The sequence below is a fragment of the Methylobacterium sp. WL7 genome (assembly GCF_008040085.1).
GTDB classification, from domain to species: Bacteria; Pseudomonadota; Alphaproteobacteria; order Rhizobiales; family Beijerinckiaceae; genus Methylobacterium; species Methylobacterium mesophilicum.
This window is the reverse complement of sequence record NZ_VRVG01000148.1, coordinates 1-12,908: the sequence shown is the minus strand read 5'-3', so window position 1 is coordinate 12,908 and position 12,908 is coordinate 1. Positions and strand designations below refer to the sequence as shown.

Below are 12,908 nucleotides of genomic sequence, written 5' to 3'. Positions count from 1 at the left end.
ACGCTTCTGCCGGCTTCTTGGCCGGTCCGGATGTCTGCTTCATCTTCGCTCCTCAGGGGCTACGATGAACCAGCCATCCTCCGTTCGTGAAGACCCTCATTCTGTCCCACAGGTGATGACGTCGGACAATGTCGATTTAGACAAGCTGCCGCCCTCTCGACACCGTTATTGGACGAGGTATCTTACGCCATGCGCCCAGCCCTCGCTGCCATCGTTTACTTCGCCATTCTGATGCCGCTACCCGGTTTGGCCGCAGATGCGGTTCCTGTTCCGTCGCACGATGTCGACCGCGCGTGCGCGACATTGAACGATAGAGCGATGGTCGCGAATTGCGTGCGCGACGAGCAATCTAGATACAACTATGTTAGTTCGGTCTGGGGAACCCTATCCCCAGACCGGCAGCAAGCATCTTATCAGTTTTCACGCGATCTAGGCGCTACATATTATGCTTTTTACAAATCGCTTTCACTTTTTGTCTCATCGCAGGTGCAATTACAGCAGCAAGCCAATGACGCAGCCGGACCAACGCCGCGGTTCCAACGCTAGGCTACGGATAATTTACTCGTCGCACTCCTGAATAATACTGAGTACTTTAAATGCGCACCGCCTTCGCTGCCCTGGCCTTCGTCGTCGCTGCCGGTGGGGCACAGGCTGCCGGCAAGGTAGCGGTCGGCGTGCAGCAACTGGTTGCCGGTCCGAAAGCTCACCGCGACGAGACGGTCGTGGTCCGCGGCATCCGGTGCGTTGATCCCGGGCCTGGCGGGTTCATCTGCGAGGCCACGGTAGATGGCCAGCAACTGCGATTGGACGCTTCCGGCCTCGGCGGCGAGACGACGGAAGCGATTGCGGAGAAGCTGATCGGTCCGTGCAACTGCCTCGCGGCCCTCGCCAAGCCAAGCTGCACCTTCGACGTGACGTTCAAGCCGACCGGCTCCGGCTTAGAGGATGGCGTGACCATCATCAACACGCCCGAGATCGACATGAGTCTGCCGCGGCGCCGGTGACGGACGCAAGGCTATGAAAAAGCCCGCGCCGGCGAACCGGCTGACTTGTTAGATGAGTCACCGCACTCTGAGCTGCTCTTAGATGCCAGCGCGGTCTCGTGACGCCGATCGCTGCTGTTCCAACCGCAGCTTTGCCAACGCCTGCTTACCAGCGGCGTTAGCAGAAGCGCGGCTGACGAAGGTAGCAGTAGACTGCATGATTGGCAGTTCGCGCTTCGCTTCATAAATCGCCCAGGTCCAAGGCGAAGGTTCAAAGCCACTGGCATCCGCTTGGACGCGATACCTGATTGCAATGCTAGTCATCTCACACCATCGCATGCTCTCCTACGGTAACCAAGTCAGAGCCGAGTAGGGTCAGCACATCAGACCAGTAAGCCTTGCCCCGCATCCGCCCTCACCGCCGTCAGCCCGCGCTGCAGCACCACGTCCTTGAGCAGGTTGCCAGACGCTTAGCCCCCAGCCGCCTTCGCCATCTGCCGCCCCTAGTCCTAGACCACGTCGCGGAAGAGGCGACGCACCCCGTCAGGCGCGCGCCGCAAGTTAGCTCGGGGTCTCATTCGACGAGCCGACGCCCATGGCAAAGCCCAGGCCACGAAAAAGCCCGCGCCGGCGGACCGGGCGGGCTGAAGTTCGGGCTGTCGAATTTGGAGGTTCAACTTTGGCACCATACCGGCACCCGTGCGCGGATCGTGTCACGATCCCGAGACGAAAAAACCCCGCTCGGCGTCTGCCGGCGGGGCTGAGGTCTTGTCGGAAGGAATGTCTGATATTCCCGCGAGCGGCCCCACGATTCCAGAAAGCTCAGTCCGCCTGCGCCTTGCGGAAGATGGTGGATCGGTCAGTGCTGTGATCGCGCCCTGCGCAAAGCGAAGCGGCCGTGCAACTCATCGTCAACGGACTCCGCTACCAGCTGCGCGGCTTTCTCTGTCATCCGTTGAGCTTCCTCGAAAGAGGTCCAAGCTTCCGCTTCGATCACCTCACCGCTTGGGCTTAAGCATACCGTTAGCCATGGAAGGCCCGGTGCAGGCGGATCGTATACGACGAACTGGTAAACTGAGCTGTCGGCTTTCTCGGACATGTGTTCCGATCCGATACTGGGCTGCTAAGCAGCCTATAGGCTCCTATTTGCGCGCTGGCGAGTTGCGCGTATGCCTCTAGTGCAATTTGTTCATAGCAGGTACGATTTGACTATATTCAGGTACATTTTTAGAAATTACTTTAAAAGCGGGCGATTTGTGCTTCAAGCTTTTACTCCGCCTTCGCCATCCGCCGCCCGTGGGTCTGTACAGAAAGGCACGTCCAACTCTAGGCGAGTTAACAATTCGTTAACCAAATTTGTTAACATATCATTATGCGCCGAGATCGGGCGCGAGGCAGCCTCTTCGAGCAGAGGGTCCAATTCCCATGCGGTTCTACTTCGATTTCGAGAATGGCGAGGAAGCTGTCCGAGATAACAACGGCTTCGAAGCGGTTAATCTGAAACAAGCTCTAGCCGATGCTCTGGATGTGATCCTCGAAGTGGCCGAAGAGACGGCCGAAAACCGGCCGGATGATCTTTGGACATTGGTAGTACGGGACCAGACTAGAGCGCCGGTCGCGTATCTGCCAATTAGAAAGAATGTAGCTCAGGTCGCTCTGGCGGCCTGACCGCGCTGCACGCCATCACGTCCGCTCTGCAGGAGCCATCGTCCGCCCCCGGCTCAAAACAACGTCTTTGAATAAATTACCGGAGGCTGAGGTGCGGACGTTGGTGTCCGGCCCGGGCTTTTGAACGAGCACCGACACGCTGCCGGTCGCCTCGACCTTCGTGCCACCCATGACACCGGCACGGCCGGCGGAAGCATCGAGGCGGCCTTCGCCCTGCTGCATCGTCTCGAACGCCTTCCTAGCCTTCTCCCGGGACGCCCAGCCCTCACCGTCGGCTTGGCCAATCTCGGGGCGCGGCAGGCCCGGCGTGCGGGCCGTCGGCGCCTCGACGCCCTGTCGGCGCAACCGGTCGAGGAAGGGCTTCCGGATCCCGTAGGCGAGGCTGTGCTCGCGCGGGTTCTCGTACCCGGTGATGCCCGTCCACAACGACTGCTCGCCGCTCTGTGCGCCGCGGATCCGATCGTAGACCCTGCGGTAGGCCCCCATCATCTCGCGGCGGTACATCTCCTGCTGCACCGAGCGATCCGTCCAGTCCTTGCCCGTCTCGGCGCCCAGAGCGCGAAGCCGGGGGAAGCGCTGATTGCCCTTGGCATCGCTCCACTGCACGGTACCAAAGGCATGGGGGACGCCGCTACGGTCGTGATCGCCTTTTGAAGCCGGGTTCAGGTTCAAGCCCGACTCGCCTTGCATCATCGCGACCTGGCCGCGGGCTTGCTCCTCAGTGTAGCCCATGCCGCCCTTGTCGGTGGGGCGGCGGAAAAACTCCATCCAGGAGGCGACGTTCTCGCGACCCGAGCCAGACATGCGGCTACCGGCGGCGCGGCGGCCATCGTTGCCCGTGTAGCCGCTGGGTGGCTCGCTGCCGCCGCCGACACTGGGTAGACGAGGCGTCTCGCCGCCGAGGCCAGGGATCCGCCCGCCCGGCCCAGTCGGAACCATGGCCCCGCCGTCGTAGCCCGGGACCTTCTTCATCAAGTACTTCCGGAACGCCTCGCGCGCCGCGTCGCGCTGAGCCTCCGGAATGGGACCGGTGCCGCCAGGCCCACCATAGATCCTGGCGCCACCGAGCGAGGCTGACTGGATCCGAGCGTCTCGTCGATGCGCGGCGGGTCGTTTGATGCAACGGGCTGGGGGTTCGGCTGGTCGGTCATGCAGCCTCCGAGGCGGCGCTCTCACCAGCCAGCCGCTGCACGTCATGCTCGACCGACAGCTCCTCCAGGATTGCCACCAACTCGTCGTAGAGCAGCGCCCGGATCGGCTCGGCCTCCCGCTGCATCACCAGGCGCGGGGCGACCCGGGAGGCCAGGCTCAGGATCTTGTTGCGCACCCGGGACAGGCCGCCAGTCATGATCGCGATGGCGTCGTCGATCAGCACCACCCGGCCGGTCGCGATGTCGTTCTTGATTTCGGCCGAGATGGCGAGCGCCCGATCCTTACGGGCTCGCTCCTGGGACGGATCGAGGTTGCCGGCAGGGATCTCGGGCGTGGCCTTGAGGTGCGCGATGTAGGCCCGCACCACCGGGATCAGCGGATAGCGTCCGCGCTCCTCCTTCGGCAGCACGTCTTCTGCCACGAGCTGCTGCACGCGGCGCGTCGTCAGATCCAGCGCGTGCGCGATCGTCGACACCGGCACCACCAGCGCGGCATCGGCAGCAGCATCAGTGGCGGCGGATTTCGCTTTCAACAGCCGGTTTCCTCGAAGCTACGATGTCAAATCTAATTTGAGTTTACGAAGCGAAACGCGCTGTAAAAGTTGATACCTGCGGACAAGCCGAACTCGCGCGGACCCGTGTCCTAGGGGAGGGTAAAAGAGGACCCGAGTCCTATTATGACCGGTCACCCTCCATTGAGGAGTGCCGTTTGCGTCCCATCTGCCTGGCTGCTCGGAGCGCTGCAGGGGCTAGTGTGTTATGTTGATGAGACCGACGAACCGATGGAGGTTCTGATGGACATGAAGCAGTCGATTGAGATCGCGGTCTTCGTCATTGCGGCAGTCGCGCTGATGGCGGCCATCCTGAACCTGCTGATGCGCGATCGGCGTCCGCAGGTCGGCTACACCTACAGTGGCAGCGGGGAATGGGACGGGAGCTATGGAAGCTCGAACTCGTCCTCGGATCCTGGCTCGTCCTCCGGTGGTCACAGCTGCTCGCACGGCGGCTCGTCCGGCGACGGTGGTAGCTGCGGTGGCGGGGACGGCGGTGGAGGCGGTGGCGGCAACTGACATGGTAGTCAGACCCGACGCCATGCCGTGCCGCGGGCCTCAGCCTCCTCAGCAGTCTCGTGCAAGAGGTCGGGCCTAATCGGTGCCCGCCCGGTGGTACCGATGCCGTGAGCGTCACCGTGATCGACGGGCGTGGTCTCGATGACCAGCACGTCGGTCTGGGCAGCAGTGTCGGGCTTGGTGGCCATGAATGCTCTCCGTACTGTCGGGGAGGAGACCGCAGCGGGGTGACCCCACCGCCGCGATCTCCCGGGATCCCTGCTTGGTCAGGGGAGCAGTCGTGCCGGCCTTTGCATCCCTCGGTTCCATGGCCATGGATCAGGCAAGGGACAGGCTGGCTTTCCGGTGTTGGGCTGACTGCATTGCCCTCAATGGCGTGGGCAGGAGGCCCTTGCGGGCTGGACCCACGCAATCTCGTTCAGGCGACGCGCTGCCACCGTGAGCCGTCAGCGGCATAGCGCTCGGCGCCTACCGTGAAGGCCGAGCCGGGCGTGTTCAGATCACGCCGGGTCTGCTCGACGGCCGAGCGGGTCTGAGTGCTTTTGGCCTCGGCCTCGCGGTTCTGTGCCAGCCAGGCGGCCACGCGTTCCGCCGAACTCAGCTTGCGCTCGGATGCAGCCGGCTCGGGCTTGCGGAAGAGACGACGCCCCCAGGCGGCGCCTTCCTCGATCTCAGTGCGGTTCATGGACGATCCTCCCGTAGATCGGGGCGACCTCGCCCCAGAGGTAGCCGGCGTCAGTCCCGAGGGCGGGCAGCTTCACGCGGCTGGCAATCGAGGCGTGCGGCTGGTCCGATCGGCCGTTCCAGCTGCAGCGGGGCTCGCCGGGCGGGACCGGATCGGCACCGTCGGGCAAGGCGAAGTTGGCGGCGTCGATCAGCTTGGCCCGCTCTCGGATCCGCTCCAGCAACGGCACCAGTCGCTAAGCCTCGTCAACGTACTCAGCAGCCAGCTTCTTGACCTCGGCCGAGGCCTTCATGGCCTTGCGGTGGAGATCCTTGCGGCGTTTCTGCTCGGCCTCGTTCGCAGCCTGGGCCTCGGCCTCGGCGAGCACTGCAGCGGCTGCTGCATCTCCAGCTGGTCGAGCTGGATCTTGGTGAGGGCGATGCGGTGATCGAGGGCGGCCACGTTGTCGGAGGTGCCGTTCAACAGCACGTCGGCGCGGCTGGCTTCCAGCATCTCACGCTCAGCCTGGGCAGCATCACGCTCAGCAGAAATCTGCGTTGAGGTCCGCGCCGTCACCGGAAGCACCGGCTGCAGATCGGGTCGGACCCGGCCGATGCTGACGAACGGCGCAACGTTGCCGTCGTGGCGGTTGTGACGGACGGAGACGGCGGAAATCGCGTTCATGCTGGCCATCCTCAAGCTGCCTGTCGCAGGGCGGGAGCGGCCGGAGGCGTGCGGGGGCCGTCGTCAGGACTCAGCCGAACACCGTGACGGGCGAGGTGGGCGCGAACGCTCTGGCGCACGAACTCGGACATGGTCTGGCCGCGATGCCGAGCGGTGGTTTCGACGGCGCGGGCGAGATCTGTCTCGACCTTGAACCGGAGCAATGCGTCTCGTCGGAGAGAATTCGTCATGATGTGGCTACGCCTCAGTCACTTCGTAGCCAGACGATGGGCCTTACACTGCAGTGCGGCAAGCCGTTGAACTCGATGTTTAAATCGACCGTCCTCCCGGCCCGTTGTCCATAGTTGTGCACTGTTGCGTTAAGTTATATTTTGGCCCAGGTTTTTATGCCAATATGCCGCAGTCAAGCATTCGAGTTTTGCGTTGAGAGAGCCATGATTGAGCAGGCGCCACGAGCGGCGAGGGAGTTCCACGTCGGTCCAGGCGGTGACCGTTGGTTCCTGATGCGAGATCTGAGTACGGGGCAGCCTTATGTTCTGCATCGCCCAACGGACGAGACAGAGGTCGAACTGGATCTTGGATCCTTCCTAGTCCTCTTCCGAGGTGAGGAAAGGGCAAGCCTGATGCAACTGATCGCGTCGCTATTGCCGGACGAGGCCGCGTTGGACGACGGTGCTGTGAACGTCGTGGGTCCGTTGAAGTTCATGTCGCGGTGGATAGCAGGCCGGCCCAACTAATAGCGATCTGCAGCGTTGCCCCTCCCGAAACCCTGGAGGTGAGCCTTGGCCTACGTGACGATCGATATGGACGGCGAGCCCTGGATGTTCTGCCACGCCACACATGACGCTGACCTTGAGCGTCAGATCGAAACTGCTCGGGCTGAAGCTCCGAACGCAACCTTCACGCACCGCCTCTCGACGCCGATAGAGATCCAGCACTGCGCGGACGCGATGGATGCGCAGGAAGGAATGGTCGAGGATCCGTTCAAGTTCTTCGCCGTGCGGGTGGCCGATGACTTGGCCGCCTGAGGGCGCACCGATCATAATGACGGCCGAATGGTATCCGCAGGCTATCCCGCAACGGGTAGCAGCAATGTCGCCGGCAGCCCGGACCCGCCCCTCGACTCGACGGAACCGAAAACCAGCGTATCCTCGCACCAGCCCCACAAAAGGGCCCGGGAGGAACGAATGTCCGCAAATTGGAAGCTGGTTAAAGACGATCTAGATTGGAGCCTGAACACCGGCGAGGATGTGAAGGGTCGAGCTGAGCTAAAGGAAGCCTTCAACAAGGACGACGCCAAATATGTAGGGTCCGCAATTGAGGCCTATAAAATGGGGCAGCGCGACAATCATAAGCTGTCAAACATTTCTCGATGTGCGCAAGAGGACGATAAGCGTCTGTATAACATGGGCCGAAAGCTCATCGGCTTAAAGGCTCTGTAGACATTGAGCCGCCGGCGCAAGTCAGGGCTGCCGTCGCCTAGACTTGCGCGCAATTGCAGCTGCAAAAAAATTATTCAACTTTCGACTGACAGTACTCTAAGCAATCTGATGTGTGATGAATCTTCTTATATAGCTGTTTATTCTCAGCATCGCTTAGTCTGTCGTTGACTTTGTTTTTAAGTTTTTCCAATTCGCTCTGATAGAATTTGATTTCTATTTCCCACAGATTATTTGCGCGGTTCTGGGTGTTGATAATCCGCGACTCTTTGTTCGGCGACGACATTAATTCGCTCCAAGGGCTCATCGTTCACGTCCGCTAACTCGGATCAAGCGGGTTGCGTCGGCTTATGCCCTGTCATGTGCCTGCGAGGAACGGCCGACCAGCTGAGCGCCCCGGTTTCGCTGTCACCCGCAATGCCGCTGACGTCCCGCTTCCGGCGCAAGCTTCCATTAACCACAGCGGCTTCCTGTGGATGGGCGTGGTCGTATCGAGCCGCGATCGATTGACCTGTCGGCGAGGGAGACCAGCGATGGACCAGCAAGCCGGGGACGACCACGAAGACCGCGCGCAGATGAAGTGAACATCCGCTCGGCCCTCTGCTCGGCGAGCGTCATAGCCGCACCTCGTAGTCCGAAGTCGAGCGAGCTGCGTTGTAGTCTCCGATGGGGCGCGTCCGCTGCTGCCCGCTTAGGACGCCCCGATGAACCTCATCATTTGGCTGATCTCCAGGGTTACCCAGTTCTTCTCCGGCGGAGGTGACGCTCGGAGAAGCTCCTCTGCAACGGGCGAGGGCGAAGTTCGCGGCCAGGAAGGCCGCAACCAGCGCAGGGGCGGGAATTTCGACGATGACTATCGCGCCGCTACGGAGATCCTGAAGATACGCATGAGCAACCGCTTCCCGGATAACTACCATGCCCGAATGGGCTCCGAGAAGAACAGCACGCGTGACTTCGGAGATGAGCGAGCTGAGGCAATCGACACAGCGTCGGCTGTCATAGCCACGGCGCTGCGCAACGGCGCCACCGTCAAGCAGGCTGCTGATGCAGGCGCAGCCAGCGTCGGTATCTGAATAGCGGTTGGCGTGCTGCTAGGGCCGCACCTCTGCTGCCCGACGCTTCCGCTCCTCCTGCACGTCCCCAATGGCGCTCGCTGTATTTGACTTCGTCATCACGGATCTCCCGTTGCTAGTGGATGGTGGCAGGCTGCGGCCCAAGCGCAGCGATCGTCTCTTCGAGCGCCAACCGCTCGGCCTCGGTGCGGCCGAGCCCGCCCTCGTATTCGCGGATCGCAGCGCGTTCCTCGAAGTGGGCGAACCAACCTTCGGGATCATTGACCGGAGCGGCGACGCCGCCTGCTACACCTGCCGTAACACCTTGCGAGGTGTACCGCGCATCGCCACCTCCATTTTCGAGGGTGTAGCAAGGTGTACCAGGTGTACCAGATTGATTTTGTTGATCTTTTTCTGACGCTGAAGGTGTACCAGTAGGGTGTACCACCGTGTGCGACGGCTGGCTTGGTACACCTGTTACACCTGGTACACCTGTTTTCTGAGTAGAGAGGGACTTTGTAATTTCACGCAGTCGGAGACGCAGGTCAGATCGCATCAGAGCCTCCGTCAAACACGGCCGCAGTGATGACGTAGACTCTTAGCTGTCCGGCAGGTGTCCGCTCCGGCCGCTGCAGCTTCGCCTTATCCCGCTTGAGCATTCCGTGCTCAGCCAGGATGCGGGCGGTCGCCACTGGGTCGAGGCCGGAGCAGACCTCGGATTTCCACATCTCTGGCAGCACGAGCCAAACACGACCGTCACCGTGACCACGGCGCCAGCCGGCACGGTTCGTGACCGGACGGGCGTCAGGGTCGTCTGCAGTTTCGAAGCGACTGTCACCGTGCGCCTCGAAGAAACGGCGGACCTGAGTGATAGCTTCGCGTACCTCGGCCGGCTCGGTGCCGCCGCGCGAACCAATCCAGTCCGATAGCGCTCGGGCCGCTGCGGCCTCGGCTTCCCCTTCCTCCCAGGGTACGATGTTGAAGGTCCGCGCCAACTCACCCGCGGCAGCAATCATGCCGAGCCGCGCGGCGGCACGCCGGATCTGCCCATCTGCGTCGGGCGGCGTGTGCTCCGCGACGAAGTTTTCCACGAGATCGACAACAAGGGCGCGGGCTTCCTCCTGACCCATGTCCATGAGCGCGCGGACGAACGCCGGTCCGGCCTCGCCGTAGGCAGACAAGGCCGCCTTCTGAAGAGCTTCCGCCAGACGGGCAGGATCCCCGTCGGGACCGGCGTTGTCGAACAGCCCGTAGCCACGGCCTGCGTCGGCCGGCACGTCGAGCAGACGCACTGCCTGACCTGCGTAGGCCTTACGCTGCTTATCCTCAGCGATCTTTGCCGCCATCGGCAACTCGCCCGTCGAGAGCGTCAGCACCCGCCACGTCATCGGCGCCCGGATCGAACCGTCACGGGCCGAGCGACCTTTGCCTACGCCAGAAGCCAGCTGGTAGACGGCCGCCGCCGCGTCCCGACCTTCCGCCACCCCAATCTCGTCGAGGCACAGCAGAGTGTCGGTGACGATCGCAGCCGTGGCCTCCTGCGCGTTGGCTGTCGCCCGTCAGGATCGGACGAAGCCAGGATCCGAGGCGCCGCGGCCCCAGACGCTCGCCGCCGACTTCAGCGCCGTCGTCTTTCCGCGGCTGGACTGGCCATAGAGGTTCACGCCGCCGCCCTCACCGCCGACGAGATCGACGAGAGGACCGGCAAAGGCAACTGACACGGCCAAGACGAGGCGGCCATGCCCGGCGGTTAGACGACCGACCCCGTCGCGCCAATCCTGCAGGGTTCCCTTCCGGGCATAGGGCGCAGCGGTCGCGCCCGTCAGAACGACAGTCTCTGCTTCGGGCTGACCGATCACCGCATCCGGCAACACGAATACACGATGCTCACCGATGAGATGCCATCCGGTGCGGCTGACCGTGGTAACTCGAGCCCTAACTGTGACGCGGTTCAGGTAGTCGCAGAGCGGGCCACGACCGGCACGCGAGATCACAAGGCCACGGGCGGCGAGATCTGCAGCCAGGGCGCCCACATCCCCGTGCAATGCGGCATCGGACACGGCGTGCTCGTGACGGCGCCCGTCTGGATCACGCCATCTCAGCCACCGAGCCCAGCCAAAACCATTTGGGTCGCGGGCGCGGCCGATCACCTCGAACGCCGCGCAGATCCATATGGTCTCGGTCGTGGCACTCTCGCCCCGACCTTTGGTCACCTCTGTTGTTAGCCCTTCGCTCGACATGCGGAAGTGGTCGAAGGAGACGTAGGACGGCGACGGCTCAACGCGATCGACATGCTGCAATACCAGAGCGGCAAGTGCTTCGAGCTGCCAGCCATCTTCGATCCCATCGGCAGCGTCCCACCCATCGATCGGCTTGCGGTCCTCGCCGGTAGGCCGAACCGCAGCGACCCGCATCGCGTCGACGATGGTGACAATACCGGCGCCGACGCCAGCCAACTCGCGCTCGACATCGACGGCGTAGCTGAGGCCGGGCGCATCATTGTCCGGCCAGATCATCACCTGCCGGCCAGTGAGCGACGACCAGTCCGCGGCCTTAGCTGAGTTCGCACCTCCGGGGCTCGTAATCACCACGCTATTCGGGAAAACCTTCTGCGCAGCATCGACAGCTTTCTCGCCTTCGCACACGATAACGGATGCGTTGGGCCGCTCTGCGAGGCGATTAAGGCCATAGAGCGGGCGGAGCTTAGGCCAGGACTTTTTCCGCCAGTGAAGTTCGTCCCCAACTCGCCACAGGGTAGTGGGCTGGAATGTCTTGCCGTTAATGACGTTGTAGCGGGTGACATAACCGAGAGTACGGCCTTCACTGTCGCGATAGGTGTAGACCGCCGCTGCACCGCCGAGTTTAGAACAGATAAAATCGGGGGGCTGATGTCCGGCCGGGATCGGCATGACAATGGCCTCGGCTTCGGTTGCTTTCTTTGACGCCGCCTTGCCTTGGACCTTTACCGAGTCAGCCGGGTGGCGATCCCGGGCCTTAGCCGAGGAAGCTTTGGGCTCAAATGCCCGCAGGCCGATACGACTGCGGGCGTAATCCTTGCATTGGATCGGATCATCACCAGCCTTCGAGTCGACTGTGATGTCGTCACCATTGGCAGTGATCCACACTCCTAAACTACGGTCGGCGGGGGAGTGGTCGGGGCCTGGGGCCCGGACCATACTGCCACGAACCTCGCCACCGAGGGCGCGAGCAATACCGTCGAGGCTCAGCATGACGCGCGGCCCTCCTGTGCGTGGATTAGAGCTTGAATGAGTTCAGGCAGGCGGTCGCGGCTGAGACAGATGCCGCGCTTGGTTGGCGTTGGCTCGCCCCCGGCACCGATCAACCGGGCGAAGGTTCGGATATCGACGAGGTCGAACCCGTTGAAGGTTGTCAGGCTGACCCTGACCTCTTCGACATTGTTCTTGGGAACTGTCGCGATGAGGGTGGGGGCGCTCATGCGCGCCTCCAGTTTTCGGGCAGTTCGTAGGCGTGAGCCGCGATGACTGCGGCGACGGCCGGGCTGCATTTCAGGCGCGCGGTGATCCGGCGCGCTTGAAGGTCAACGTGGTGTGGGTTATCTCTGAGATCGTCAGCCGCCAAGCACACATTTCCCAGAGCCCTCGGCGTACCAGCGCCGGGGGTTCTGACGTTGTAGGCCATGCTTCTACGCGGCCTCCTGCTCAAGAGAATTGAGATAACCTCGAAGGCTGTCCGCTGGGATCAGGGTGCGGTTGCGGACCTTGATGGAGCGTAGCTTCCGATCCTGCATCAGCAGATAAATGGTCGAGCGGCTAAGGCCGGTGCTGAAGCACGCCTCTTGAACCGTGAAACAAAGCTTCCCCGTTGGGGCGCACAGGTCTCCCTGCGGCACCTGAACCTGATGGATGTTCATGGCTGCTGTCCTTGTGTGTCCGCCTGGACGTCTGCGGACGCACATTACTTGACGCGTTTATCCAACCCAAAAAAGCGCGCCCGATATTTTCATTTCGGGATTTTTTCGGGATCATGAAGCGAGAGTGCCGTCTTGATCTTTGCCCCCATCTCCGGATTGTTTCTTATTGTCTTCGCAGTAAGATTATGGGCGTAGGGGTGGGCTTCTTTCAGCCACCCCTCAAGTAGATTAGCCCATGTTGTAATATTCTTATGTGTTTCACCTAAGGAAATCCGTCGAGATAACTCTTCTTTTACTATATCTAT

17 protein-coding genes and 1 pseudogene are annotated in these 12,908 nt (G+C 62.1%); 6 read left to right on the top strand and 12 right to left on the bottom strand.

Features of this window, described 5'->3' with window-relative positions:
• Nucleotides 1-596: 596 nt before the first annotated feature.
• Nucleotides 597-1,004 carry a hypothetical protein gene (locus FV233_RS25285; protein ID WP_147899148.1) on the top strand — a complete coding sequence of 136 codons (408 nt, stop codon included), beginning with the start codon at nucleotides 597-599 and terminating at the stop codon, nucleotides 1,002-1,004.
• A gap of 838 nt (nucleotides 1,005-1,842) precedes the next feature.
• On the opposite strand, the gene FV233_RS30620 is transcribed toward FV233_RS25285, so the two are convergent.
• Nucleotides 1,843-2,082 carry a hypothetical protein gene (locus FV233_RS30620; RefSeq protein ID WP_187278224.1) on the bottom strand — a complete coding sequence of 80 codons (240 nt, stop codon included), beginning with the start codon at nucleotides 2,080-2,082 and terminating at the stop codon, nucleotides 1,843-1,845.
• Nucleotides 2,083-2,408: 326 nt separating this feature from the next.
• Between FV233_RS30620 and FV233_RS25280 the strand changes: the two genes are divergently transcribed.
• Nucleotides 2,409-2,651, top strand: coding sequence for a hypothetical protein (locus tag FV233_RS25280; protein ID WP_147899147.1), 243 nt, complete (start codon nucleotides 2,409-2,411; stop codon nucleotides 2,649-2,651).
• Nucleotides 2,652-2,666: 15 nt separating this feature from the next.
• Here FV233_RS25280 and FV233_RS25275 read toward each other — a convergent pair whose 3' ends face one another.
• Both FV233_RS25275 and FV233_RS25270 read right to left on the bottom strand, forming a co-directional pair.
• Entirely contained in the window at nucleotides 2,667-3,623 is a 957-nt protein-coding gene (locus FV233_RS25275) for a phage tail tip lysozyme (protein ID WP_147899146.1), read from the bottom strand.
• A 175-nt stretch (nucleotides 3,624-3,798) separates the two neighbouring features.
• Nucleotides 3,799-4,335, bottom strand: coding sequence for a hypothetical protein (locus tag FV233_RS25270; protein WP_147899145.1), 537 nt, complete (start codon nucleotides 4,333-4,335; stop codon nucleotides 3,799-3,801).
• Nucleotides 4,336-4,596: 261 nt separating this feature from the next.
• On the opposite strand from FV233_RS25270, the gene FV233_RS25265 reads away from it, so the two are divergent.
• Complete coding sequence (locus FV233_RS25265; protein ID WP_187278223.1) at nucleotides 4,597-4,872, top strand: hypothetical protein; 276 nt, start codon at nucleotides 4,597-4,599, stop codon at nucleotides 4,870-4,872.
• Nucleotides 4,873-4,880: 8 nt separating this feature from the next.
• Here the strand turns inward: FV233_RS25265 and FV233_RS25260 are convergent, their stop codons facing one another.
• The 4 genes from FV233_RS25260 to FV233_RS25245 form a co-directional block, all read right to left on the bottom strand.
• The gene (locus FV233_RS25260; RefSeq protein WP_147899143.1) at nucleotides 4,881-5,060 is read right to left on the bottom strand and encodes a hypothetical protein; all 180 of its coding nucleotides are present in this window, start codon (nucleotides 5,058-5,060) and stop codon (nucleotides 4,881-4,883) included.
• A gap of 230 nt (nucleotides 5,061-5,290) precedes the next feature.
• Entirely contained in the window at nucleotides 5,291-5,557 is a 267-nt protein-coding gene (locus tag FV233_RS25255) for a hypothetical protein (protein WP_147899142.1), read from the bottom strand.
• Nucleotides 5,544-5,786, bottom strand: coding sequence for a hypothetical protein (locus tag FV233_RS25250; RefSeq protein ID WP_147899141.1), 243 nt, complete (start codon nucleotides 5,784-5,786; stop codon nucleotides 5,544-5,546). The genes FV233_RS25255 and FV233_RS25250 overlap by 14 nt, the downstream gene beginning before the upstream one ends.
• A 59-nt stretch (nucleotides 5,787-5,845) precedes the next feature.
• Complete coding sequence (locus FV233_RS25245) at nucleotides 5,846-6,220, bottom strand: hypothetical protein (RefSeq protein ID WP_147899140.1); 375 nt, start codon at nucleotides 6,218-6,220, stop codon at nucleotides 5,846-5,848.
• Between the two features lie 782 nt (nucleotides 6,221-7,002).
• Here FV233_RS25245 and FV233_RS25230 point away from each other — a divergent pair.
• The 3 genes from FV233_RS25230 to FV233_RS25220 all read left to right on the top strand — a co-directional run bounded on the left by FV233_RS25230 (nucleotide 7,003) and on the right by FV233_RS25220 (nucleotide 8,732).
• Complete coding sequence (locus FV233_RS25230; protein ID WP_147899137.1) at nucleotides 7,003-7,248, top strand: hypothetical protein; 246 nt, start codon at nucleotides 7,003-7,005, stop codon at nucleotides 7,246-7,248.
• Between the two features lie 159 nt (nucleotides 7,249-7,407).
• Nucleotides 7,408-7,662 carry a hypothetical protein gene (locus FV233_RS25225; RefSeq protein WP_147899136.1) on the top strand — a complete coding sequence of 85 codons (255 nt, stop codon included), beginning with the start codon at nucleotides 7,408-7,410 and terminating at the stop codon, nucleotides 7,660-7,662.
• Nucleotides 7,663-8,363: 701 nt separating this feature from the next.
• On the top strand, nucleotides 8,364-8,732 hold the full coding sequence (locus FV233_RS25220) for a hypothetical protein (RefSeq protein ID WP_147899135.1): 369 nt from the start codon (nucleotides 8,364-8,366) through the stop codon (nucleotides 8,730-8,732).
• Between the two features lie 115 nt (nucleotides 8,733-8,847).
• On the opposite strand, the gene FV233_RS25215 is transcribed toward FV233_RS25220, so the two are convergent.
• From FV233_RS25215 to FV233_RS30945, 5 genes and pseudogenes are all read right to left on the bottom strand, one after another.
• Entirely contained in the window at nucleotides 8,848-9,267 is a 420-nt protein-coding gene (locus FV233_RS25215) for a hypothetical protein (protein WP_147899134.1), read from the bottom strand.
• A pseudogene (locus FV233_RS25210) lies at nucleotides 9,257-11,620 on the bottom strand (DUF927 domain-containing protein). Before FV233_RS25210 ends, FV233_RS25215 begins: the two are co-directional and overlap by 11 nt.
• A gap of 314 nt (nucleotides 11,621-11,934) precedes the next feature.
• A complete protein-coding gene (locus FV233_RS25205; protein WP_187278222.1) occupies nucleotides 11,935-12,168 on the bottom strand; it encodes a transcriptional coactivator p15/PC4 family protein in 234 nt (77 codons plus the stop codon).
• A gap of 207 nt (nucleotides 12,169-12,375) precedes the next feature.
• The gene (locus tag FV233_RS25200) at nucleotides 12,376-12,603 is read right to left on the bottom strand and encodes an excisionase family DNA-binding protein (RefSeq protein WP_147899132.1); all 228 of its coding nucleotides are present in this window, start codon (nucleotides 12,601-12,603) and stop codon (nucleotides 12,376-12,378) included.
• A gap of 89 nt (nucleotides 12,604-12,692) precedes the next feature.
• The coding region (locus tag FV233_RS30945; RefSeq protein WP_210249506.1) for a hypothetical protein at nucleotides 12,693-12,908 on the bottom strand (216 nt) is incomplete at its 5' end.